Annotated in this window: 22 protein-coding genes, 19 tRNA genes and 2 rRNA genes; 39 read left to right on the plus strand and 4 right to left on the minus strand. The window is 32.4% G+C overall.

Annotation, left to right across the window (positions count from 1 at the left end):
- Positions 1 to 127 precede the first annotated feature (127 nt).
- From I6H46_RS03880 to I6H46_RS03990, 23 genes are all read left to right on the plus strand, one after another.
- Positions 128 to 3,194, plus strand: a 23S ribosomal RNA gene (locus I6H46_RS03880).
- Positions 3,195 to 3,325: 131 nt separating this feature from the next.
- Positions 3,326 to 3,442, plus strand: a 5S ribosomal RNA gene (gene rrf / locus I6H46_RS03885).
- Positions 3,443 to 3,534: 92 nt separating this feature from the next.
- Positions 3,535 to 3,609, plus strand: a tRNA-Asn gene (locus I6H46_RS03890).
- Positions 3,610 to 3,612: 3 nt separating this feature from the next.
- Positions 3,613 to 3,701 (plus strand) — tRNA-Leu (locus I6H46_RS03895).
- 4 nt (positions 3,702 to 3,705) lie between these two features.
- Positions 3,706 to 3,782, plus strand: a tRNA-Met gene (locus tag I6H46_RS03900).
- 27 nt (positions 3,783 to 3,809) lie between these two features.
- Positions 3,810 to 3,884: transfer RNA gene (locus tag I6H46_RS03905), tRNA-Glu, on the plus strand.
- A 3-nt stretch (positions 3,885 to 3,887) separates the two neighbouring features.
- Positions 3,888 to 3,963, plus strand: a tRNA-Val gene (locus tag I6H46_RS03910).
- A 32-nt stretch (positions 3,964 to 3,995) separates the two neighbouring features.
- A tRNA-Asp gene (locus tag I6H46_RS03915) sits at positions 3,996 to 4,072 on the plus strand.
- Positions 4,073 to 4,098: 26 nt separating this feature from the next.
- Positions 4,099 to 4,174, plus strand: a tRNA-Thr gene (locus I6H46_RS03920).
- A 72-nt stretch (positions 4,175 to 4,246) separates the two neighbouring features.
- Positions 4,247 to 4,332 (plus strand) — tRNA-Tyr (locus I6H46_RS03925).
- Between the two features lie 4 nt (positions 4,333 to 4,336).
- Positions 4,337 to 4,410 (plus strand) — tRNA-Gly (locus I6H46_RS03930).
- 4 nt (positions 4,411 to 4,414) lie between these two features.
- Positions 4,415 to 4,491: transfer RNA gene (locus I6H46_RS03935), tRNA-Arg, on the plus strand.
- A 3-nt stretch (positions 4,492 to 4,494) separates the two neighbouring features.
- A tRNA-Gln gene (locus I6H46_RS03940) sits at positions 4,495 to 4,570 on the plus strand.
- A 4-nt stretch (positions 4,571 to 4,574) separates the two neighbouring features.
- Positions 4,575 to 4,650 (plus strand) — tRNA-Lys (locus I6H46_RS03945).
- Between the two features lie 87 nt (positions 4,651 to 4,737).
- Positions 4,738 to 4,813: transfer RNA gene (locus tag I6H46_RS03950), tRNA-Lys, on the plus strand.
- A gap of 6 nt (positions 4,814 to 4,819) precedes the next feature.
- Positions 4,820 to 4,910: transfer RNA gene (locus I6H46_RS03955), tRNA-Ser, on the plus strand.
- Between the two features lie 30 nt (positions 4,911 to 4,940).
- Positions 4,941 to 5,034, plus strand: a tRNA-Ser gene (locus I6H46_RS03960).
- A 3-nt stretch (positions 5,035 to 5,037) separates the two neighbouring features.
- Positions 5,038 to 5,113: transfer RNA gene (locus I6H46_RS03965), tRNA-Phe, on the plus strand.
- Between the two features lie 88 nt (positions 5,114 to 5,201).
- Positions 5,202 to 5,277: transfer RNA gene (locus I6H46_RS03970), tRNA-Trp, on the plus strand.
- 16 nt (positions 5,278 to 5,293) lie between these two features.
- A tRNA-Ile gene (locus I6H46_RS03975) sits at positions 5,294 to 5,370 on the plus strand.
- Positions 5,371 to 5,435: 65 nt separating this feature from the next.
- A tRNA-Ile gene (locus I6H46_RS03980) sits at positions 5,436 to 5,512 on the plus strand.
- Positions 5,513 to 6,045: 533 nt separating this feature from the next.
- Complete coding sequence (gene trkA, locus I6H46_RS03985) at positions 6,046 to 7,413, plus strand: Trk system potassium transporter TrkA (protein ID WP_019118301.1); 1,368 nt, start codon at positions 6,046 to 6,048, stop codon at positions 7,411 to 7,413.
- Positions 7,414 to 7,415: 2 nt separating this feature from the next.
- The gene (locus tag I6H46_RS03990) at positions 7,416 to 8,876 is read left to right on the plus strand and encodes a TrkH family potassium uptake protein (protein ID WP_019118300.1); all 1,461 of its coding nucleotides are present in this window, start codon (positions 7,416 to 7,418) and stop codon (positions 8,874 to 8,876) included.
- Between the two features lie 52 nt (positions 8,877 to 8,928).
- Here I6H46_RS03990 and I6H46_RS03995 read toward each other — a convergent pair whose 3' ends face one another.
- The gene (locus I6H46_RS03995) at positions 8,929 to 9,612 is read right to left on the minus strand and encodes a DUF554 domain-containing protein (RefSeq protein ID WP_019118299.1); all 684 of its coding nucleotides are present in this window, start codon (positions 9,610 to 9,612) and stop codon (positions 8,929 to 8,931) included.
- Positions 9,613 to 9,889: 277 nt separating this feature from the next.
- On the opposite strand from I6H46_RS03995, the gene thiD reads away from it, so the two are divergent.
- Positions 9,890 to 10,699 (plus strand): bifunctional hydroxymethylpyrimidine kinase/phosphomethylpyrimidine kinase, encoded by an 810-nt coding sequence (gene thiD / locus I6H46_RS04000; protein WP_200226187.1) that lies wholly within the window; start codon positions 9,890 to 9,892, stop codon positions 10,697 to 10,699.
- Positions 10,700 to 10,793: 94 nt separating this feature from the next.
- On the opposite strand, the gene I6H46_RS04005 is transcribed toward thiD, so the two are convergent.
- The gene (locus I6H46_RS04005; protein WP_200226189.1) at positions 10,794 to 11,678 is read right to left on the minus strand and encodes a helix-turn-helix domain-containing protein; all 885 of its coding nucleotides are present in this window, start codon (positions 11,676 to 11,678) and stop codon (positions 10,794 to 10,796) included.
- A 247-nt stretch (positions 11,679 to 11,925) separates the two neighbouring features.
- On the opposite strand from I6H46_RS04005, the gene I6H46_RS04010 reads away from it, so the two are divergent.
- The 11 genes from I6H46_RS04010 (at position 11,926) to I6H46_RS04060 (ending at position 17,833) form a co-directional block, all read left to right on the plus strand.
- A complete protein-coding gene (locus I6H46_RS04010) occupies positions 11,926 to 12,390 on the plus strand; it encodes a hypothetical protein (protein ID WP_019118297.1) in 465 nt (154 codons plus the stop codon).
- Positions 12,391 to 12,607: 217 nt separating this feature from the next.
- On the plus strand, positions 12,608 to 13,048 hold the full coding sequence (rplM, locus tag I6H46_RS04015; RefSeq protein ID WP_004837978.1) for a 50S ribosomal protein L13: 441 nt from the start codon (positions 12,608 to 12,610) through the stop codon (positions 13,046 to 13,048).
- Positions 13,049 to 13,059: 11 nt separating this feature from the next.
- Positions 13,060 to 13,452: a 30S ribosomal protein S9 gene (gene rpsI / locus I6H46_RS04020; protein ID WP_004837979.1), complete on the plus strand. Its 393-nt coding sequence runs from the start codon at positions 13,060 to 13,062 to the stop codon at positions 13,450 to 13,452.
- A 481-nt stretch (positions 13,453 to 13,933) separates the two neighbouring features.
- Entirely contained in the window at positions 13,934 to 14,491 is a 558-nt protein-coding gene (locus I6H46_RS04025; RefSeq protein ID WP_019118296.1) for a chromate transporter, read from the plus strand.
- Complete coding sequence (locus I6H46_RS04030) at positions 14,485 to 15,039, plus strand: chromate transporter (protein ID WP_019118295.1); 555 nt, start codon at positions 14,485 to 14,487, stop codon at positions 15,037 to 15,039. Before I6H46_RS04025 ends, I6H46_RS04030 begins: the two co-directional genes overlap by 7 nt.
- Positions 15,040 to 15,045: 6 nt before the next feature.
- On the plus strand, positions 15,046 to 15,675 hold the full coding sequence (locus I6H46_RS04035; RefSeq protein WP_019118294.1) for an epoxyqueuosine reductase QueH: 630 nt from the start codon (positions 15,046 to 15,048) through the stop codon (positions 15,673 to 15,675).
- Positions 15,676 to 15,724: 49 nt separating this feature from the next.
- Positions 15,725 to 16,018, plus strand: a complete 294-nt coding sequence (locus I6H46_RS04040) for a hypothetical protein (RefSeq protein ID WP_004837984.1) — start codon at positions 15,725 to 15,727, stop codon at positions 16,016 to 16,018.
- Positions 16,018 to 16,503: a ferritin gene (locus tag I6H46_RS04045; RefSeq protein WP_019118293.1), complete on the plus strand. Its 486-nt coding sequence runs from the start codon at positions 16,018 to 16,020 to the stop codon at positions 16,501 to 16,503. Before I6H46_RS04040 ends, I6H46_RS04045 begins: the two co-directional genes overlap by 1 nt.
- Before the next feature lie 49 nt (positions 16,504 to 16,552).
- Positions 16,553 to 17,254 (plus strand): aldose epimerase family protein, encoded by a 702-nt coding sequence (locus I6H46_RS04050; RefSeq protein WP_019118292.1) that lies wholly within the window; start codon positions 16,553 to 16,555, stop codon positions 17,252 to 17,254.
- A gap of 161 nt (positions 17,255 to 17,415) precedes the next feature.
- Complete coding sequence (locus tag I6H46_RS04055; protein ID WP_004837988.1) at positions 17,416 to 17,589, plus strand: hypothetical protein; 174 nt, start codon at positions 17,416 to 17,418, stop codon at positions 17,587 to 17,589.
- Between the two features lie 10 nt (positions 17,590 to 17,599).
- The gene (locus I6H46_RS04060) at positions 17,600 to 17,833 is read left to right on the plus strand and encodes a hypothetical protein (RefSeq protein ID WP_004837990.1); all 234 of its coding nucleotides are present in this window, start codon (positions 17,600 to 17,602) and stop codon (positions 17,831 to 17,833) included.
- Between the two features lie 48 nt (positions 17,834 to 17,881).
- Here the strand turns inward: I6H46_RS04060 and I6H46_RS04065 are convergent, their stop codons facing one another.
- Both I6H46_RS04065 and I6H46_RS04070 read right to left on the minus strand, forming a co-directional pair.
- Entirely contained in the window at positions 17,882 to 18,700 is an 819-nt protein-coding gene (locus I6H46_RS04065; protein ID WP_019118291.1) for a Cof-type HAD-IIB family hydrolase, read from the minus strand.
- Between the two features lie 95 nt (positions 18,701 to 18,795).
- Positions 18,796 to 19,026 carry a glutaredoxin family protein gene (locus tag I6H46_RS04070; protein WP_019118290.1) on the minus strand — a complete coding sequence of 77 codons (231 nt, stop codon included), beginning with the start codon at positions 19,024 to 19,026 and terminating at the stop codon, positions 18,796 to 18,798.
- A gap of 81 nt (positions 19,027 to 19,107) precedes the next feature.
- On the opposite strand from I6H46_RS04070, the gene srtB reads away from it, so the two are divergent.
- The 4 genes from srtB to groL all read left to right on the plus strand — a co-directional run bounded on the left by srtB (position 19,108) and on the right by groL (position 22,782).
- Positions 19,108 to 19,878, plus strand: a complete 771-nt coding sequence (gene srtB / locus I6H46_RS04075; protein WP_019118289.1) for a class B sortase — start codon at positions 19,108 to 19,110, stop codon at positions 19,876 to 19,878.
- 7 nt (positions 19,879 to 19,885) lie between these two features.
- Positions 19,886 to 20,791: a DNA-3-methyladenine glycosylase family protein gene (locus I6H46_RS04080; protein ID WP_200226191.1), complete on the plus strand. Its 906-nt coding sequence runs from the start codon at positions 19,886 to 19,888 to the stop codon at positions 20,789 to 20,791.
- A gap of 83 nt (positions 20,792 to 20,874) precedes the next feature.
- A complete protein-coding gene (locus tag I6H46_RS04085; RefSeq protein ID WP_019118287.1) occupies positions 20,875 to 21,156 on the plus strand; it encodes a co-chaperone GroES in 282 nt (93 codons plus the stop codon).
- A gap of 9 nt (positions 21,157 to 21,165) precedes the next feature.
- On the plus strand, positions 21,166 to 22,782 hold the full coding sequence (gene groL, locus I6H46_RS04090; RefSeq protein ID WP_019118286.1) for a chaperonin GroEL: 1,617 nt from the start codon (positions 21,166 to 21,168) through the stop codon (positions 22,780 to 22,782).
- Positions 22,783 to 23,196 lie beyond the last annotated feature (414 nt).

Here is a 23,196-nt window from a genome sequence, read left to right on the forward strand (position 1 = left end):
AACAGGGCATAAATGCGATGATTTTTGAAAAATCAAAAATCCCTGCATAAGGAATTTCATCAGCTCATAAATTCGCTGTGACAATTCCATTAGAACCTAATAAAATTAAATAGCTATAAATATTTCCAGTCAAGAAAGCAAGGGCACAAGGTGGATGCCTTGGCACATGAAGGCGAAAAAGGACGTAAGTGAACGAAAACTAGGGTAAGCTCACAAAAAGCATTGACCCCTAGGTCTCCGAATGGGGCAACCCGGTTGTGGAAGACACAATCATTACTAAGTGAATACATAGCTTAGTAAGGCGAAACCCTGCGAACTGAAACATCTAAGTAGCAGGAGGAAAAGAAAGAAACATCGATTTTCTAAGTAGCGGCGAGCGAAAGGAAAAGAGCCTAACTCAATAGCGATTTGTTAAAGTTAGTCAAATTATCTGAAAAGATAAACCAAAGAAAGTGAAAGTCTTGTAGACGAAAACATTAATAAACGAGAGGGAAAGTATCACCGGGCACGAGTAACCCGGTGTGAAGATAGGGGGCCCATCCCCTAAGGCTAAATACTAACATGTGACCGATAGTGAACAAGTACCGTGAGGGAAAGGTGAAAAGAACCCCGAAAGGGGAGTGAAATAGAACCTGAAACCTAGTGCCTACAAGCAGACAGAGCGTGAACGAACGTGATGTCGTACCTTTTGTAGAATGGGCCAGCGAGTTATTCTAAATTGCAAGGTTAATGATTTAAGATCAGAAGCCGCAGCGAAAGCGAGTCTTAATAGGGCGGAAGTAAGTTAGAATAGACCCGAAACCGGGTGATCTATCCATGGTCAGAGTGAAGTTGAAGTAAAATTCAATGGAGGCTCGAACCGGGTGCGGTTTAAAACGCATCGGATGAACTGTGGATAGGGGCGAAAAACCAAACGAACCCGGAGATAGCTGGTTCTCCTCGAAATAGCTTTAGGGCTAGCCTCTGACCTAAGATTTTAGGAGGTAGAGCACTGAATGGTCTAGGGCGGATTACCGTACCAAAACCTATCAAACTCCGAATGCCAAAAAATCAAGTCAGGGAGTCAGACTTAGGGGGATAAGCTTCTAAGTCGAAAGGGAAACAGCCCAGACCGACAGCTAAGGTCCCAAAATTTGAATTAAGTGGAAAAGGATGTGAATCTACTAAGACAACCAGGACGTTGGCTTAGAAGCAGCCATGCATTTAAAGAATGCGTAATAGCTCACTGGTCAAGTGGGTTTGCGCCGAAAATGAACGGGGCTCAAATTCAATACCGAAGCTTCGGATTAATAGAGGGATTAAGTTTACAAATGAGACTAGGAAATATTTAACAAAAACAGAAGAGATTAAAAAGAAAAACAAATTTCAGACGCAGACATAAAAGATAGGATATTAAAAAAGAAAAATATTCAAAAACACAAGTCTAAAGTCAAAAGTGAGTAACATAAGAAATTATGAACTAACAATCACTGGTTAGAGTTAAAAACTAGGACTCATAGCTAAACTTAATACCTCTATTAGTGGTAGAGGAGCATTGTATTAGAGACGAAGCCAAGGCGAAAGCAAAAGTGGATCTAATACAAGAGAGAATGCTGGCATGAGTAGCGAGAAGGGATGTGAGAATCATCCCCGTCGAAACCCTAAGGACTCCTGAGCAAGGCTCGTCCCCTCAGGGAAAGTCGGGACCTAAGCCAAGGCCGAAAGGCGTAGGCGATGGATAACAGGTTTATATTCCTGTACCGCTTGAAGTCGATATGAGAGAAGTGATGACGCAAAAGGATAAGCAAAGCCATCAGATGGAAAAGATGGTCTAAAGCCGTAGGAAGAAAAGTAGGCAAATCCGCTTTTCACAAATTCTAAAAGCCGATAGGTATCGAAAACATAAGTAGAGAAGTTGCCGATTCCAGGTTGCCAAGAAAAGTCACTATCCAGACCAAAGCGCCCGTACCAAAACCGACACAGGTAGGGAGGTAGAGAATACCAAGACGCGCGGAAGAACCTTTGTTAAGGAACTCGGCAAAATGTCCCCGTAACTTCGGGAGAAGGGAGCCATAGAAATATGGCCACAGAAACCAGGCCCAAGCGACTGTTTACCAAAAACACAAGTTTCTGCAAAATCGCAAGATGAAGTATAGGAGCTGACACCTGCCCGGTGCTGGAAGGTTAAGGGGAAGGCTTAGAGCAATCGAAGGCTAGAACTTAAGCCCCAGTAAACGGCGGCCGTAACTATAACGGTCCTAAGGTAGCGAAATTCCTTGTCGGGTAAGTTCCGACCCGCACGAAAGGTGTAACGATTTGGGCACTGTCTCAACAAAGGATCCGGTGAAATTGTAGTAGTCGTGAAGATGCGACTTACCCACGCTAGGACGGAAAGACCCCGTGGAGCTTTACTGTAGGCTGATATTGGATTTTGAGATTAAATGTACAGGATAGTTGGGAGACTGAGATATCTGGATGCCAATCTAGGAGGAGTCACTGGTGGGATACCAACCTTTTAATATCAAAGTTCTAACCATAGCCCTTGAATCAGGGCATGGGACATTGTCAGTTGGGCAGTTTGACTGGGGCGGTCGCCTCCTAAAAAGTAACGGAGGCGTTCAAAGGTTCGCTCAGAATGGACGGAAACCATTCGCAGAGTATAAAGGCAGAAGCGAGCTTAACTGCGAGAGCTACAACTCAAGCAGAGTCGAAAGACGGACTTAGTGATCCGGTGGTACCGCATGGAAGGGCCATCGCTCAACGGATAAAAGCTACCCCGGGGATAACAGGCTTATCTCCCCCAAGAGTCCACATCGACGGGGAGGTTTGGCACCTCGATGTCGGCTCGTCTCATCCTGGGGCTGGAGTAGGTCCCAAGGGTTGGGCTGTTCGCCCATTAAAGAGGCACGCGAGCTGGGTTCAGAACGTCGTGAGACAGTTCGGTCCCTATCCAGCGTGGGCGTAAGAAATTTGAGAGGAGCTGTCCTTAGTACGAGAGGACCGGGATGGACGCACCAATGGTGTACGAGTTGTTAGGCCACTAGCATGGCTCGGTAGCTAAGTGCGGGAATGATAAGTACTGAAAGCATCTAAGTACGAAGCATGCCTCAAGATAAGATTTCTCAGAGTAGGTAAAGAAATACCTTAGATAGGTCCAAGGTGTAAGTGCAGTAATGTATTAAGCTAATGGATACTAAACTTTAAATCTTGACTGGAAATATTTATAGCTATTGATTAAAAGGGTTAAAAAGTTCGTCGGCTTGTTGACAAAGTTGCAAGCAACTTTGAAACACCGCGACATCTGACCTACCAACAATTTGTTACACAAATTGGGTTAGGATCATAATATGGTGACGATGGCAGAAGGGATACACCTGTTCCCATACCGAACACAGAAGTTAAGCCTTCTAACGCCGATGGTACTCGGAGGGAGACCTCCCGGGAGACTAGGAAGTTGCCAAACTTACTTTTTTGTGAAGATTATTTCTTCACAAAATTTGTAAGAAAATTTTGACAAAGTAAATTTAATATTTTATAATTATACATATTGTATGTGCTTAGGTAGCTCAATGGTGGAGCACCCGGCTGTTAACCGGTAGGTTGTGGGTTCGAGCCCCACCCTGAGCGCCAAATGCCGGGGTGGCGGAACTGGCAGACGCACAGGACTTAAAATCCTGCGGTGGTCAAACACCGTATCGGTTCGATTCCGATTCTCGGCACCAATAACGCGGGATGGAGCAGCTTGGTGGCTCGTCGGGCTCATAACCCGGAGGTCGTAGGTTCAAATCCTACTCCCGCAACCATACTTTTTAAGTAATAAAATTATATAAGGCCCTATGGTCAAGCGGTTAAGACATCGCCCTTTCACGGCGGTATCCCGGGTTCAAATCCCGGTAGGGTCACCAAATGGAAGTATAGCTCAGTTGGGAGAGCATCTGCCTTACAAGCAGGGGGTCACAGGTTCGAGCCCTGTTACTTCCACCATAATATTTTTAATATTAGGCTGTTTTAATTATGGCTTAGTAGTTCAGCTGGTTAGAATGCCGCCCTGTCACGGCGGAGGTCGTGGGTTCGAGTCCCATCTAAGTCGCCATTTGGATTTCAATAGAGATCCAATGTGCTGATGTAGCTCAATTGGTAGAGCAATTGATTTGTAATCAATAGGTTGTAGGTTCAAGTCCTATCATCAGCTCCAATTTTATTGTGATATAAAATTGAATAAATATATAGTTTATGCTATAATGTGTTACTATGAAATACAAATTTTGGGGAAGTTCCAGAGTTGGCCAAATGGGACGGACTGTAAATCCGTTAGCTTAGCTTTCAGTGGTTCGAATCCGCTCTTCCCCACCAATTTGCGGGTGTAGCTCAGTGGTAGAGCCCCAGCCTTCCAAGCTGGTTGCGAGGGTCCGATTCCCTTCACCCGCTCCAATATGCGCCTGTAGCTCAGCTGGATAGAGCAACGGACTTCTAATCCGTGTGTCAGAGGTTCGACTCCTCTCAGGCGCGCCATGTTGGGATATAGCCAAGTCGGTAAGGCACCAGACTTTGACTCTGGTATGCGTAGGTTCGAGTCCTGCTATCCCAGCCAATTTGATCCATTAGCTCAGTCGGTAGAGCACTTGACTTTTAATCAAGGTGTCCGGAGTTCGAATCTCCGATGGGTCACCATTAATATTTTTAAATATTATTTAGTGGTTATACTGGCAAGCTAAATAGGCAAGAAAGGCAAATTTTTAGCCACTGTATTTCTAGATTGATCCATTAGCTCAGTCGGTAGAGCACTTGACTTTTAATCAAGGTGTCCGGAGTTCGAATCTCCGATGGGTCACCACAATTTGGAGAGGTACCGAAGCGGTCATAACGGGGCGGTCTTGAAAACCGTTAGAGTCTTACGGCTCACAAGGGTTCGAATCCCTTCCTCTCCGCCAAATAAAAAATCAATTTATATATTGATTTTTGGAGAAGTACTCAAGTGGCTGAAGAGGCTCCCCTGCTAAGGGAGTAGATCCTTTCAAAAGGGATGCGAGGGTTCAAATCCCTCCTTCTCCGCCATATGCCCAGATAGCTCAGTCGGTAGAGCAGGGGACTGAAAATCCCCGTGTCGGTGGTTCGATTCCGCCTCTGGGCACCAAAATAGCCCGTCTAATTTATGAAAATTATTTTGTTTTCATATATAGGACATTATCATTTATTTTATTTTTTAGGATATTTGATTTAATAGGGGTTTAGTTCAGTTGGTAGAACGTCGGTCTCCAAAACCGGATGTCACGGGTTCAAGTCCTGTAACCCCTGCCATTTAAATTTTATATATGGACCTGTAGCTCAGCAGGTTAGAGCGCACGCCTGATAAGCGTGAGGTCGGTAGTTCGAGTCTACTCAGGTCCACCAAAAACAAACCTAATTATGAATTTATTTCATAAAATTTTTTTATTAAAAATTATAGGGTTTTGTTTGGGCCTCTAGCTCAGTCGGTTAGAGCGCCCGGCTCATAACCGGTAGGTCCAGGGTTCGAGTCCCTGGAGGCCCACCAGATTTAACACCAATCTTTTGATTGGTGTTTTTCTTTATGAAAAAATATATTTTTGAATTTGGATTGTAATTTTTATGAGTCTATAATAAATCTTGTTGGTAAGAGTTAATGATATTTTTCTGATGTGATTTTACTAAGAACATTTTTATCTATAATTATGTCTTTGTTTTTTTAAAATTTTTATTGGCTATATAATCTTAAATATTTTCTATTTATATATGTATTTTAAAATGTTTAGCTGATAGGTTAAGGATTTTAAATTTTAATATTTGAAGATTTTGAAAATTTATTTGTTTACGTGTAAAGATAAATCTAAATGAATTGATTTTTGATTTCGAAAGTTTTTATTTTTTACTTTAAGCATCTGTTATTTTAATTTTCCTGTATTCTAATGTTAAAATATTTTCTATTTTTTAATTTTTAATTATATATTTTCGATTTTTTTGATTTTCCATAACTTTGACAAATTTACTTTGTTTTTTTTTCTAGTTATTATACAATGTTATTAGGTATTTCTACCTTTAGGAGGATTTATGAATGTTATTATTGTAGGTGCTGGTAAGGTTGGTTCTTATCTTACTAGCAAGCTCTCTGATGAGGGGCACAATATTTTAGTTATAGAGAAAAACAAGGATGTTTTGGAAAGATTGTTGGCTTCTAATGATGTCATGGGGATTTTGGGCGATGGTCGTGATCTTGCTGTTCTTGATGAGGCTAATGTGGATGAGTGCGATGCTTTTATTGCAATGACTTTTAATGATGATGTTAATTTGATTTCGTCTATGATTGCTAAGAAAAAGGGTGCTAAATCCACTATCGTTAGGCTTCGTGATCCTAGATATATTAAATATGATGAATTTATGAGAAAAACCATGGGTGTTGATAGGCTTGTAAATCCTGAGTATTATGCTGCTAAGGAAATTCAAAGGACTTTGAAATATACTTATGCTGTTAATGTGGAAAATTTCTTGGATTCTAAGGTTATTTTGATTGAACTTGAAATTGATGAAAATTCTAAACTTGCTAATAAGTCTTTGATGGATCTTAATGCTGAGGGACTTTTGGGAAATACGATTATTGTTATTGGGGAGAAAGATGATCAGGTTGTTATTCCTAATGGTAATCATATTCTTGAAGTTGGCGAAAAAATTTATGTTGCAGGTCCTAGGGAAGATATTGATAAATTTTATAAAAGACAGGTTGATAATAAGAAGTCTATCAAAAATGTTTTGATTATTGGTGGGGGTTCTATTGCTCTTAATCTTTCTGAGCTTTTGCTTAAAAGAAATTTTAATGTTACTGTTTTGGAAATTGATAAGGAAAGGGCGATTGATTTTTCTGAAAGACTTCCTGAATGTGAAGTAATCAATGCTGATGGATCTGATCCCGAAATTCTTGATGAGGTAAGAATTGAAAATTATGATGCTGTGGTTGCTCTTACTGGAATTGATGAGGAAAATATTTTGATTTCTCTTCTTGCTAAAAAAAGAGGAATTGACAAAATTATTGCTAAGGTAAATAGGACTCAACTTCTTAAAATTACAGGTATTCTTGATGTTGATACGACTGTTACTCCAAAAAAATCTGCTTCATTTTTTGTTTCAAGGCTTTTGAGATCTAAGGAAAATTCTAGGGGAGAATCTATTTCTAATTTGTTTAGATTGTCTGATGACAGGGTTGAGGCAATTGATTTTACTGTAATTGAAAATTCTAGGGTTACTGGAAAGAAATTGAAAGATTTAAATGTAAAGGCCAATACTTTGATTGTTGGTATATCAAGACAAAATTTGGGTGGCAAAATCGAAGTTGCAAACGGAGAAAGTACAATTGAACTTGGCGATAGGGTTATGGTTGTAACTAAAAATAAAGATTTTAAAGAAATTGACGATATATTGGAGTAGGCATGAATTTAAAAATTGTAAAATATTCACTTGGAAAACTTTTAATAGTTCTTGCAGGGCTTTTGGTTTTACCTTTAGCGGTTGCTTTTATTTATAGGGAAAGCCTTCAGGATAAAATAAATTTTGTAATTCCTATTGTTGTTTCTTTAATTTTGGGATTTGCTTTGAGCAAAAGAGGAGATAATAAATCCCATCTTTATACAAAAGAGGCAATGTTTATTACTGCGTCAACTTGGGTTTTGTTTTCTTTGATAGGAGCTATACCTTTATTTTTGACAAAATCTAATTATAATGGCTACATAGATGCTTTTTTTGAAATGGTATCGGGTTTTACAACTTCTGGTGCATCAGTTGCTATTAATGTGGAACTTTTGCCACATTCTATAATTTTTTGGAGGTCTTTGTCCCACTTTGTTGGGGGTATGGGAATTTTGGTATTTACCTTGGCTATTTTGCCAAATTCAAACAAAGAATCATCTCTTTTGATGCAAAGCGAAGTCCCTGGACCAACTTTTGGTAAAATTACCCCAAAACTTTCTGATACAGCTAGAAATTTGTATGGAATGTATATAGTTTTGACAATTATTACAGTAATACTTCTTCTTTTTGGGGGAATGAATTTATTTGAATCAATAATTCACGCTTTTGGAGCTGCTGGAACTGGAGGATTTTCTAATAAAGGAATTTCGATTGGTGCATATAATTCAAGATATATAGAAATGGTACTTGCGATTATGATGGCAGTTTTTGGAGTGAATTTTAATATTTATTTTTATGCTGTGACAAAAAATGTAAGAGAAGCAGTAAAAAGTGAAGAACTAAAATGGTATATATCAATTATTTTGATAGCATCAGGACTTATTTTTGCAAATATAGTTACTATTTATAAAGATGTTTTTTATTCATTTGTAAATTCGATTTTTACTGTATCATCAATAATTACAACAACAGGATATGTTTCAGCAGATTTTGGAACTTGGCCCTTATTTTCTAAATCTGTAATAATAATGTTAATGTTTATAGGCGGATGTGCAGGTTCAACCGCGGGAGGACTCAAGGTTTCAAGATTTGTAATTTTGGTAAAAGGTGGAATTAATCAAATAAAAGAGTCTATGAATCCAAAAAAAATAACAATAAACAGGATGGATAGAAAAAAAGTAGATGCTCAAACAGAAAGGTCTGTTTTAAAATATTTGGTAATATATATAATGATCTTTATCGTTTTGTTTATGATAGTATCATTAGATATGGATGATTTTGAAACAGCTTTTGCAGCAGTTTCAACAACTTTCAATAACGTAGGACCAGGACTTGGAGCATTTGGACCAATAACGACCTTTGCCGAAATGACAAATTTATCAAAATTTGTTCTAACCATAGCCATGCTTTTGGGAAGATTAGAAATATTCCCAATGCTTTTACTTTTGTATCCATCAACCTATAGAAAATTGAGAAATAAATAAAAAAAGAATCCTATTTTGTCTGAGTGCAAAATAGGATTTTTAATTTAATCAATCAAAATAAAGTTGTAATCAGCCCATAAATAATAGGAATCAAAATAGCAGGAATAGAATTTACTATTTTAATATCAACCAAATCCAACATTGAAAGCCCAATGGCAATTATGCTAAGACCGCCAACACCTGAAATATTATCAAGAATTTCCTTGGTTAAAATTGGAGAAATAAGACCTGATAAAATTACTATTAGCCCTTGATAAACCAAAATTGGAATTGCACCAAAAGCAACGCCAAGTCCCAAACTTTGAGCCATAAAAAATACAGTAACACCATCAATCATCGACTTTAACAGAAGAATTTCATTATTAGAATTAACAGAAGCTTCAATTGAGCCGATAATTCCCATGCTACCAACACACAAAATTAAAGTAGCATTAATAAAAGCTTTTGGGAAAGTAGATCTTTTATTTTCAGAAAAAAGTCTGCCCAAAAAATAAGCAAAACTATTTAATTTATCGTCCAATTTTAAATAATTTCCAATAATTAAACCGATAACTATAGAAATAATTACAACCAAACTATCTCCTTTTCTTGCAGAATTCATCCCAGTAACCATTATTAAAATTGCAAGAAATTTCATCATATCATTTTTTAATCTATCAGAAAAATGATTTCCAGCTTTTGCTCCCAAAAAACCTAAAATCAAAACAGAAATAGCGTTAATAAAAACTCCAAACATAAAAAACCTTCTTTACATATTATTCTGTTAAATTATATCAAAGCTCTGAAATAATTGCAAAAAAGCCATAAAAGGGCTAAAGAAAATTGACAAAATTACGCCTTTGACCTATCATAATGAAAGAAAAATCTATAAAAAGATTAATTGATATAAAAATTTTTTTATTTTTATATAGAAAAATAATTAGAGAAAAACGATTTATTAATTAGGTTTCTACGATTATTTGAAAAATAAAATATGAAATAATATTCATTTTTAACAAAAGAAAGGAAAAATTATGAAAATAGGATTGACCATAGCAGGAAGTGACTCATCAGGTGGAGCTGGAATTCAAGCTGACATAAAAACTATGACACTAAACGGAGTGTATGCAGAAAGTGCAATCACTGCCTTAACTGCCCAAAATACCACAGGAGTTTTGTCGGTTTTAGACTCAAGCCCACAATTTTTAAAAGACCAGCTTGATATGATATTTGATGATATTTTCCCAGATAGCGTAAAAATTGGAATGGTTTCAAATTCTGATTTAATTTTAGTTATAGCAGAAAAATTAAAAGAAAAAAAAGCAAAAAATATTGTAATAGACCCAGTGATGGTTGCAACAAGCGGAGCAAAATTGTTGAAAGATGAAGCAATAAATGTTTTGAAAAATGAACTTTTGCCATTGGCAGATCTAATAACACCAAATATTCCCGAAGGCGAAATTTTATCGGGGATAAAAATAAATGATGAAAAAGATATGCAAAAAGCAGGAAAAATTATCTCTGAAAAATACAATTGTGCTTGCCTATTAAAAGGTGGACACAAAATAAATGATGCCAATGATTATTTGTTTGAAAATAAAAAAGGAGTTTGGTTTAAAGGAAAAAGAATAAAAAATAAAAATACCCACGGAACAGGTTGCACCCTATCATCAGCCATTGCAGCAAATCTTGCCAAAGGCTATGATATGGAAAATTCAATAAAAATGGCAAAAGAATTTTTGTCAAACGCTCTTTTGGATATGCTAGATTTGGGCAAAGGCTCAGGTCCGATGAACCATGCCTTTGACATAAAAGATTCTTACAAAAAATTATGTGAAAAGTAAAAGTGGATTTGATTTTGTATTTTTGTTAAAAAGTTTTACCTTTTTTATTGGCAAATTAAAATTAAAGAATAAAAAAGGTAAAACTTATTTTTTATCAAGTATTATATTTTTCATAATAGCTCTTGGCTTGTTCAAATTTATTTATTAAATTATAATTTTTAGCAAGGTTTGCTATTAAAATTGCCTTGTCATAGTCTTCTTTATAATCCATATTTTTAAGTCTTTTGTACAAAGCTCTAGTGAAATACAAAATAGGATTAGGAATTTTATTTCTAATTAAAAAATAAGAAATAGCATCATTTATTATTTCTGGACATTTTTCATAATCTTCTAAAATTATATAAGCATTAGTTAAGTTTAAGCTGATAATAGGGAATAATGATGAATCTTTGTTGGTTTTATCATATACAAAATTAAGTAACTCAAGATATTTTTTGTTATCAATGTTTGTATAAGTCATAGCTATATCCATTAAAATTCTTAATTCAAATATAGAAAAAGATTGTATTTTGAAGTTATCATATTTATTAGTAAAAGAATTTAAAGCTTTTATTAGAATCTCTCTTTCTTCTGATTTTGACAAGTCTTCATTCATTGATTTAAGAAATAAAATAACTTGCTTACATGAAGTTTTGATAAATTCAATATCAGTAAAATCTTTGAGATAAATAATTATTTTTTCTTCATCATCAAAAGGCAATTTATTTTCTACTTTGTCAATTATTTTTTCAAAAGTTTCATTGAAAATTAAGTAATCTTTTAGACTAGAATTCAAATAGTCTTTTATAAAATCGTGATTTAAGATATATGATATTTTATAGAGAGTAGAAAAAGAAGGCTCATTAATACCATTTTCTATACGACTTATAGTTTTTCTGTCTATATTAGCTTCAATAGATAAATCTAGTTGACTAATTTTTCTAGTTTTTCTAACTTCTTTGATTTTTTTAGCTAATAGTATTAACTTATCCTTTTCCAAAATTTCCTCCAAAATGTACCATATATGCCGTTGTTTTGATTTTATTATAGATAATATAATTAAGTTAATCAAATACAAAGGAGAAAAAAATGAAAAGAAAGTCTTGATTGTATTTCTAATTTTAATGCAACTATCGTGTTTTCAAAAAAAGCAAGAAGTAAAAGTTGTAGAAAACAATAATAAAATAATTATAAAGATAAAAATTATAAGTACAATTATAATATTTAAATTAATTCTAGGAGAAAAAATGAAAAAAAGGAATTTGCTTATAATTTTATCTTTAATAGTATTTATACTTATAGGGATTTTTAGTCAAAAGGCCAAAGAGAAAGCTGAAAAAGAAAGAGAAATAAAAAATTATGAGTCTAGTGTTTCAAAATATGAAGAGATAACAGACTTACAATTCTTAAATAATGATAGAACTTTAGAAGGTTTTGTATTTATAGGAAGAAAAACCTCATCATCATGTCGATTATTTGTAAAAGTCATCAATGAAATTACTTCTGAAAAAGAAATAAATATAAAATATTTTGATACAGATAAATATAGGAACTCAAAATATTATGATGAAATATTAGAAAAATATCAAATAGATCAAGTACCTTATATGGTATTGGTAAAAGAAGATGGTAGTTTTGAAACTTTTGACAAAAAAAATATTGATAAAGGCGAATTATTTAAAGATTGGTTAATAAAAAATAAGGAAAAATAAAATTAAAAAAATTCCAATTTAAAAAGGCGAAAAAATAGACAAAAAGCTTGACAAAAACACGATTTCGGTGTATCATAATTTGGTATGAAAAAAGTTCCAAATACTTTTGACATAATCGCAGATCCTGAGGGCGATTCATAAATGTCAGGACGAGTAAAGCCGCCACCTATCCGAGCGGTTTCTAAATTGATAGGCAAAATATTTAAGGAGGAACTTGATGAAAAATCAAAAGACATATGTACCAACAAAGTCAACAATTGAACCAAAATGGTATGTAGTTGATGCAACTGACATGGTTTTAGGTAGACTTGCAAGCCAAGTTGCAGCAATTATTAGAGGAAAACACAAACCAACATTTACTCCAAACATGGACACAGGTGACTATGTAATAGTAGTAAATGCTGAAAAAGTCGTTCTTACTGGAAACAAAGAATACCAAAAAGAATACAAAAGATATTCTGGATATGCAGGTGGATTAAAAACTACAACTTATCAAGATATGATGGACAAACATCCAGAAAGAATTGTAGAACACGCTGTAGTAGGTATGCTTCCACACAACAAATTAGGTAGACAAATGGCCAAAAAACTTAGGGTTTATGTAGGTGAAAATCACAATCACGAAGCTCAAAACCCAGAAGTTTTGGACTTAAAGTAAGGAGGACTTAGATGGCAGATATTATATATCAAGCTACAGGTAGAAGAAAAACTTCAGTAGCAAGAGTTACAATGAAACCAGGTAGCGGAGAATTAAAAGTTAATGGAAGAGATCTTGATGATTATTTTTCATATGATACATTAAAAATCATAGCAAAAGCACCATTAAAATTAACAGAAAATGAATCAACTTATGACATTAAAGTTAATGTACAAGGTGGAGGATTTAACGGACAAGCTGGAGCTATAAGACACGCTATAGCAAGAGCTTTACTAGAAGTAAATCCTGATTATAGACAAGCTCTTAAAAGAGCAGGTTTTCTTACAAGAGACCCAAGAAAAAAAGAAAGATACAAATACGGTCAAAAGAAAGCAAGAAAATCTTCACAATTCTCAAAAAGATAAGAAGAATTTTACAAACAAGGAATTTTTATTCCTTGTTTTTTTGTGGGAAAAATCAAAAGATAATTTTAAAAAGGGATTTGTTAGTAAAATAATTTTAATTTAGACTTGCCAAATAAAAGTAAAAGATTTAATTAATTTATTTTATAAAATAAATTCGGAGCGTAGACAAATCCTCAAGCACGAATATCTGACTACAAAAATTGTTGATTTCTAAATTTTAAAATTCTAAAATCGCAAACTCGCTAACGCTCGAACAGTGCGATTTTGGACGAATTTTTAAATTTGAAATCAAAACAATTTTTTCCGTATGATATTCTTAGCATGAGGATTTGTATACTTTGGCAACAGTATGACAAGGAATTTTTATTCCTTGTTTTTTTGTGGGAAAAATTATTTTTTTGGAAAAGAAATTATATATTTATTTTCAAAAATTTTTACTACGAAAAATCTATAGTAAAATGTAAGGAGAAAGGACTTTGGTATGGATTTTAAAAAGTTATTTAAATTATTTTTGCACACACTTTATTTGTCTGCCTTTACTTTTGGTGGTGGCTATGTAATTTTATCTTTGATGGAATCTACTTTTGTAAAAAAATTAGGATGGATTAATAAGGAAGAGATGCTTGATATGACGGCTATTGCTCAATCGGCTCCTGGGGCTGTGGCTATTAACGCATCAATTTCTGTTGGTTATAAATTATTTGGTTTTGTTGGTGCTTTGGTTGCAACTTTGGGGACTCTTATTCCGCCTCTTGTAATTATTTCTGTAATTTCTTATTTTTATAATGCTTTTATTTCTAATAAATATATTGCTTTGATTTTAAAAGGAATGCAGGCGGGCGTTGGGGCTTTGATTATTAATGTCGTGATTGATATGACAAAAGATGTAATTATTGGCAAGGGATTTTTGATTTATGGAATATTTTTTATTTCTTTTGTCTTGAATGTTTTCTTTGATGTAAATATTATTTATATTATCACTGGACTTATTTTATTTGGTCTTATTTACTCTTTTGTTGAAAGGAAAAAAATATGCTAATCAAATTATTTATAAGTTTTTTTAAGGTCGGACTTTTTTCTTTTGGAGGTGGCTATGCTGCTCTTCCTCTTATTCAAGAAGAGGTTGTGAATTTAAATTCTTGGCTTAGTATAAGTGAATTTAATAATTTAATTACAATCAGTCAAATGACTCCAGGCCCAATTGCTATTAATTCTGCATCTTTTGTTGGGACAAGGGTTTATGGTTTAAGTGGGGCGATTGTTGCAAGCCTTGGTTGTGTGACTCCTTCTTTTATAATTGTGGGGACTATTTCTTATTTTTATAATAAGTATAGAAAGCTTGATTCAATGCAAAGTGTTTTGGGGTTTTTGAGACCTGCTGTTGTGTCTATGATTTTGGCGGCTGGAATTGATATATTAAAAACTGCTTTTTTTGATGTAAATAAAATTTCTTTTGAAAATCTTGATATTAGTATGGTTATTTTGTTTTTTTTGATGCTTTTAGCTATTAGAAAGACAAAAATCGACCCTATAATTTTGATGCTTGGTTCTGGTTTTATATATCTTTGTATAAATTTAATTTTGTGAGGTTTTATGGGAAAAATTAATTATAATTTGAAAATGGAAGAGATAATTAAAAGTATAAAAAAAGAGGAAAAAAAACCAAGGCTTTTACTTCAAGTTTGCTGTGCTCCATGTTCTTCAAGTGTTTTAACACGATTGAGAGAATATTTTGATATAGATATTTACTATTACAATCCAAATATTTATCCAGCAAATGAGCTTAACAAAAGAGTAGAAACAGTAAAAGAACTTGTGGATGAAATGAACCTTGATTCAAAGGTTATTTTTCCTGAAAATAATCCTGAAGATTTTTATAAATTTGTGGAAAATCGAAAAAATGATCACGAAGGTGGAGATTCTTGTTATAAGTGTTACAAATTAAGGCTTGAAAAATCTGCCAAGTATGCCAAAGAAAATTCTTATGATTATTTTACGACAACTCTTTCGATTTCTCCTTACAAAAATTCAACTTGGCTTAATGAAATTGGAGAAAAATTAGAGGAAGAATATGGGATAAAATATTTGTATTCAGACTTTAAGAAGAAAAATGGCTACAAGGATTCGATAGACCTTTCAAAAAAATATAATTTATATAGGCAAGATTATTGTGGTTGTGTATTTTCATTTAAAGAAATGCAGGAGAAAAAACACGAAAAATAAATGTTATTTTTATCTTACTTTGGGTAATTTTATATAAGGAGAGATAATTATGGCTGATGTATTACTGATAAAAAATTTAAATGAAGACCAATTAAATAGTAAAAGTCTAATACCTGTAACATTTCAAACAAATATAAGCGATAAAGACAAGCTTGTAAATATTTTTAATGTTTTGAAAGATAAAAAATTAGTCGAAAATAAAAAACTAGGGATAAAAAAATCTTCAATTACCTTAGAATTATTCTCTTCAAATATAACAGAAGTAATAAAAGAATTGATAAAAAATGATTTTATGATATATGGGGTATATATATTGTATGATAATTATTTAGGAGGAAAATAATGAGTGAAAAATTACTAGATATGATTAACGAACAAATGAATTTTGAATTACAATCAGCTTATGAATACAAAGCAATGCAAATATATGCTGATGATGAAGAATTCGAAGGATTTGCACATTGGTATGGTCATCAAGTTAGAGAAGAAATTGAACATGCAGAAAAAATGACCAAATTCTTACAAGAAGTAGGATATAAACCAGTTTATAAAACACTAGAAGCACCAAATACAGAATTCAAAGATCTTCTAGACGTTGCAAAACAAGCTTTAGCACACGAAAAAGAAGTTACAAAAAGAATTCATGAAATAGCAAAAGCTGCAAGAGAAGAAGGAGACGAAAGAGTAATTTCATTTATCCAATGGTATGTAGATGAACAAATCGAAGAAGAAGATACCTTCAACAAATTAATCACAAGACTAGAAAGAATAAACGGAAATTACGGTGGCCTTTACCTACTAGATGGCCAACTTGCACACAGAGGATAAAAAATAAGGCCAAGTTTAAGCTTGGTCTTTTTTTGTAAGAAAAAATAATATGAAAATAAATTTAAAAGAAAAAGATATGGAGCTTACAGTAAATACCTATGGGGCCTACATAGAAAAATTTACCAAAGAAAAAAAGCCTATATTTTTCCCAAAACTTCTTATAAAAATTAAAAACGAATTAAAAACAAGAGGCGGTATGCATCCATGCCTTCCAAATTTTGGAAAAAGTGAAATAAAAAAATTAGACCAACATGGATTTGGAAGAATTTCGTTTTGGGATATAGAAGAAAAAACTGAAAATTCAGTAAAATTAAAATTAGAAGGTAAAGGAGAATACGAAAAATCCATCTATTATATAAAATACAAATTAATAGATTCATCACTATTGGTAGAATTAGAAATAATAAATAATTCAAAGGAAAATTTACCAATAGGACCCGGCTTTCATCCGTATTTTTACGTAGACAAAAATTTTAAAATAAAAAATCTAGATCTAGAAAAAATAGATTTAGAAAAAACATATTTTTTAAAAGAAAAAAAAGCAAGCATAGAAAGCAAATACTACAATATAGATATAGAAAACAATAATTTCCAAGAATTTGCAATATGGACAGATTTTCACGGAGATTATTTGTGCCTAGAACCATGCCTAAACGGGCCAAGTTTTACAAAAAAATTAAACAATCCCTATATCCTAAAAGCAAAAGAAAAATTCAAAGAAAATTTTACAATAACAATAAAAGAAAAATAGCCAGCTAGGCTATTTTTTATTTTTGAAAAAATAGATAAAATAAATATTTATAACAAAAATAAATATAAATTAATAAAATTAAAGTAAAAAATTAAATAAATTAAAATAAAACTTGAAAAATATAAAAAGGAAGTATAATAAAAATAAGATGGGAGGAAATTATGAACCAACAAGCAGAAAGAGTACTAAGAGTTTTTGTATTAGCCATAATAGCAACGATTATATTAAAACTTTTGGGAGTAGCAATAAAAATAATTTGGTCAGTAGTAATACCCTTATTTGTTATATATTTCCTATACAAAGTTTTGATAAAAAAAGAAGACATATTTAGATAAAGGTAAAAAAATGAAAGATAAAAATCAAATTATAAAAATAATCCTAGGAATCTTAGGCATAATACTAGGATTTAAAATTTTAAAAATAATATTTTCAATAATATTTGCCCTACTAATACCAGTTTTTATAGGAGGAGGACTAATCCTTATCCCAATCTTACTTTTAATAATTCCTCTAGGAATATTGTCAGCAATAGGATACGCTATCTACAAATTTTTCCTAAAAGAAAAATCTGTGTGGTAAAAAATACCCCAAAATCAAAAAAAAAAGATTTTGGGGTATTTTTTAAATTTATATTTCATTTAAAACAAATTTTTCTATCGCCTCGCCTACTGCGCCTTGGTTATTTGTTGCTTTTGTTGTGTATTTTGATATATCTTTTAATAAAAGATGGGCGTTTTGGACTGCGGCGGAATAGCCTGCTTCTTCTAGCATTTCTTTGTCGTTGTAATTATCTCCTATTGTTAGGACGTTTTCCATTCCTATACCATAGTGAGCGCACAATTTTTCTAGGGCTTTTGCCTTGTTTACATTTTTTCTGTTTATTTCCATGAAGGTATCTGATGAGTAGGAGATTGAAATATCCCAATTGCATATTCTTGCTATATCTTCTTCTAAGCTCATTAAATAGTTTAGATTTGAATTTTTTATTATTACTTTTACTATTATTTCTTTATCTAGATTTTTAATGTCTTTTGCTTTTTGGACAAATTTGTAGATATTTTTGTCGTAATTTCCTTCTACCTCGTTTCCGTTTGCAAAAACATAGCAGTGTTTATCGGTATAAATTTCAAAATGTACTCCTACTTCGTTGCAATAATCTGAAATTTCAACTGCTTTTTTGTAATCTATTGGGGATGCTTCTACAACTTTTTTTGTTACATTGTCCATTATTATCCCACCATTACAAAGAATTGAAAATCTATCTTCTTTTACATTATCGATTTGCTCTAGTATATCAAAAAGTTGGTAGGGTCCACGACCTGTTGCTGTTGCAATTATTATTCCCATTTCTTGGGCTTTTTTTATAGCGTCTATATTTCTTTTGTGAATGGTCTTATCGTCTGATAAGAGGGTTTCGTCGCAATCTGTTGCTATTAATTTTATCATAAACTCTCCTTTCTAACTTTATACCCAAAGTCTTTTTTTATTTTGTAAATTTTAAATATAAAAAAAACGTGCATTTAAAACACACGCCTAAAAATTTATTTGTTTTTTAAAAATTCTATTATATCATTTGATTCGTACATGTATTCTCCATCATGGAAAAGACATGGTACTTGTCTTTTGCCGCCTTTTTCGATTAATTCTTTCATAGCTTCTCTATCTTCATTTATATTTACTATTTGAATTTCTATATTATTTTCTTCCATAAAATTTTCAACTTTTCTACAGTGAGGACAAGCTGTTCCTACAAATAATTTATATTCTGACATATATTCTCCTTAAAATAAATTTCAAAATTTTTCCATTTTATATTATTATACTAATAGAAAGGAAGTTTTAAAGGTGAGAAAATGAAAGATAAGATTTTAAAATTTATTAGGCTTATTCTTGTTATAGTTATAATTGTATGTTTATTCCTTCTTGGTAGAAGGGGATATGACTATTATAAAAATTATAAGAATAACAAACACATATCAGATATAGTAAAAAATGTTGAGAAAGATCAAAGCGAAAATGACTCAAATGATAATTTAAATGATTTTGAAAAATTAGAAAAGAAATATATGGCTATTTTGAAAAAATTGCAAAAAGAAAATTCTGATATTGTTGCTTTTTTGGAAATTCCAGGAACTTATATTTCTTATCCGATTTTTCAAGCTAAGGACAATAATTTTTATTTAAGAAAGGGTATAGATAAAAATTATGATATAGCTGGTTCTATTTTTATGGATTATATGAATGATCCTAAAATGAATGATGACAATAGTGTAATATATGGGCATCATTTGGATGATATAAAATCAATGTTTACAGGTCTTGATGGATATAGAAAAAATGATTTTGCTCAAAGTCATAGAACTATATATGTTACAACAAATGAAGGGCTTAGAGAATATCAAGTTTTCGCAGCTTATGGTATTCCATCAAATTATGATTATAGGACTTTGGATTTTGAAGATAAAGAGGAAAAACTTAAATATTTTGACAAGTTAAAATCAAATTCTGAAAATGAACTTGAAACTCGTGATTTTAAGGAAGATGACACGATAATTACCCTATCAACTTGCCAATACGATTATAAAGATCAAAGACTTGCAGTCCATGCTCTAAGAATAAAGTAGGAAAAAAATGAATAGATATATAGAAGAAAATAAAAATAAATTAAATATAAAAGAAGAAAAGGGTCAATTGATTTTTTACCATGAATCTTTTGACCCAAAAGATATTTTTACCTGCGGCCAATGTTTTAATTTTTTTGAGGAAGAAGATGGATCATTTACTGCAGTTTTTTTGGGAAAAATTATAAATCTCAAAAAAGAAGGGGAAAAGATAATTATAGACAATGTAAGTGAAAAAGATTTTTATGATATTTTCTACGATTATTTTGACCTTGGAGTAGATTATGGAAAAATAAAAGAAAAAATTTCTCTAGATAAGACCCTAAAAGAGGCTACAGAATATGGGGCAGGAATTAGAATATTGAATCAACAATTTTTTGAAACCCTAATTTCTTTTATAATTTCAGCCAACAACCAAATCCCAAGAATTAAAAAAGCTGTGAGGATAATTTCTGAAATGTATGGAGATTATATTGGAGAATATAAAGGAAGAAAATATTATTCTTTCCCTAATCCTGAACAACTATCCAAGGCAAGGCCAGAAGACTTAAGAGAAAAGGCAAGAGTTGGTTTTCGTGATAAAAGAATAGTTGAAACTGCAAAATTAATTAATGATGGATTTTTTGACTTTGAAAAAGATATAAAAATGCCGACAGAAGATTTGAGAGAAAAACTACAAGAGCTTCCAGGAGTTGGACCAAAGGTTGCCGATTGTATTTTGCTTTTTGCCTTTCACAAAAGAGAAACTTTCCCGGTTGATGTTTGGATAAAAAGAGTTATGGAATTTTTATTTATAAAAAAAGAAGTTCCAAAAAAACAAATTTCTGCCTACGCTGATAAATATTTTGGACAAAATGCAGGATACGTTCAACAATATTTATTTTATTATGGAAGAGAAAATGCCATCGGCAAATAAAACTTGCATTATTTTAAATTACTTGTATATTTAAATTAGAGCTTAGCAGTCAAAGACAAAGAGTGCTAAAAGGAGGAAATAAAATGAACTTAAAACCAATCGGTGAAAGAGTAGTTATAAAAAAATTAGAAGCAGAAAAGAAAACTCAATCTGGCATAGTTTTACCAGAATCTGCACAAGAAAAACCACAATACGCAGAAGTTGTTGCAATAAGCAATGATATTTTAAATGACAAAGACAAAAAAGATTCCTTAAAAGAAGGAGATAAGGTTATTTATTCCCAATATGCAGGAACTGATGTAAAAATTGACGGCGAAAATTACGTAGTTTTAGCATACAAAGACGTATTAGCAGTAGTAGAATAGGAGAAAATTATGGCAAAAGATATAAATTATGGCAAAAATGCAAGAGATGGTCTTGAAAGAGGAATTGATAAATTAGCAAATGCTGTAAAAGTTACTCTAGGACCAAAAGGAAGAAATGTAGTTTTAGATAAATCATACGGAGCACCAACAATCACAAACGATGGTGTAACAATTGCCCAAGAAATCGAACTTGAAGATAGGTTTGAAAATATGGGAGCTCAACTTGTAAAAGAAGTTGCTACAAAAACAAATGATGTAGCAGGAGATGGAACAACAACAGCAACAGTTCTTGCCCAAGCAATAATAAAAGAAGGACTTAAAAATTTAGCTGCAGGAGCAAATCCAGTAGTTTTAAATAAGGGACTAAAAAAGGCAAGCAGTGAAGTTGTTTCTTACATCAAAGAATCATCAAAAGAAGTAGAAGATAAAAAAGCAATCGAGCAAGTAGGAACAATCTCATCAGCAGATCCAGAAATTGGTAAATTTATTGCAGATGCTATGGAAAAAGTAGGAAATGATGGAGTAATCACAGTAGAAGAATCCAAAACAACAGACACCTACCTTGATGTAGTAGAAGGAATGCAATTTGACAAGGGATATTTGTCACCATACATGGCAACAGACAACGAAAAAATGGTTGCAGATTTAGATGACCCATATATACTTGTAACAGACAAAAAAATCTCAAATATCCAAGAAATCCTACCACTTCTTGAAGAAATTGTTCAATCATCAAAACCACTTTTAATAATTGCAGATGATGTAGACGGAGAAGCTTTAACAACATTAGTATTAAACAAATTAAGAGGAACCTTCAACGTAGTAGCAGTAAAAGCACCAGGCTATGGCGATAGAAGAAAAGAAATGCTTGAAGATATAGCAATTCTTACAGGTTCAAAAGTAATTTCAGAAGACCTATCAATGGAATTAAAAGAAGCTACAATAGAAGATCTTGGATCAGCTAAAAAAGTTAAAGTTGACAAAGACCACACAGTAATCGTAGAAGGAAAAGGCGACAAAGAAGCTCTAACTGAAAGAGTAGAAAAAATCAAAGGTCAAATCGAAGCAAGCGATTCAGAATACGACAAAGAAAAATACCAAGAAAGAGTAGCAAAACTTGCAGGAGGAGTTGCAGTAATAAACGTAGGAGCTGCAACAGAAACAGAAATGCAAGATAAAAAATACAGAATCGAAGATGCCCTATCAGCAACCAGAGCTGCAGTTGAAGAAGGAATAGTTGCAGGTGGTGGAACAGTTCTGATAGAAGCAATCAAAAAAGTTCAAGCTCTAGAAGAAAAATTAGAAAACGATGAAAAAACAGGAGCAAAAATAATAGAAAAAGCTCTAGAAGCACCACTAAGACAAATCGTAGAAAATGCTGGAATGGACGGATCAGTTGTACTTGAAAATGTAAAAAAATCAGACAAAAACAACGGCTACGATGCCTACGATGATGAATATGTAAATATGTTTGAAAAAGGAATAGTAGAACCAACAAAAGTAACAAGATCAGCCCTAGAAAATGCAGTAAGCATTGCAAGCATGATTTTAACAACAGAAGCAGCAGTGGCAGATATAAAAGAAGAAAAACCAGAAATGCCACCACAGATGCCAATGGGATATTAATAAAAAATTTGCTCTTGCAAGACAATAATATTGTTTTGCAAGAGTTTTTTTATTTTTAAAATTAAATTTATAATTTTTTAAGCATTAAAATAAAAATATTTTTTGAAATTTAAAGCTTATAATTCACAATAGATTTATAGTTATTAACAATACTATAATAAGTAAAAAAAATAATTTAATAAGGTAATTATCTAGTATAAAAAAGTTTAAAAATATGGTATAATTTAGAAAATGAACAAAATATAATAATTTTTTACAAGCTAATAAAATTTTTAAAAAATTTCTTGTAAAAAAAATATTCAAAAACAAGTATATTTATACGGGGGGGGTAGCAATCAGTTCATTTAAAATTTGTTGGATTGTTGCACGTTAAATGTTTTTGAAAAACGTTTACAAAAACTAGCTGAAACGCAA

The sequence above is a fragment of the Anaerococcus obesiensis genome, from assembly GCF_016599815.1.
In the GTDB taxonomy this organism is placed as follows: Bacteria; Bacillota; Clostridia; order Tissierellales; family Peptoniphilaceae; genus Anaerococcus; species Anaerococcus vaginalis.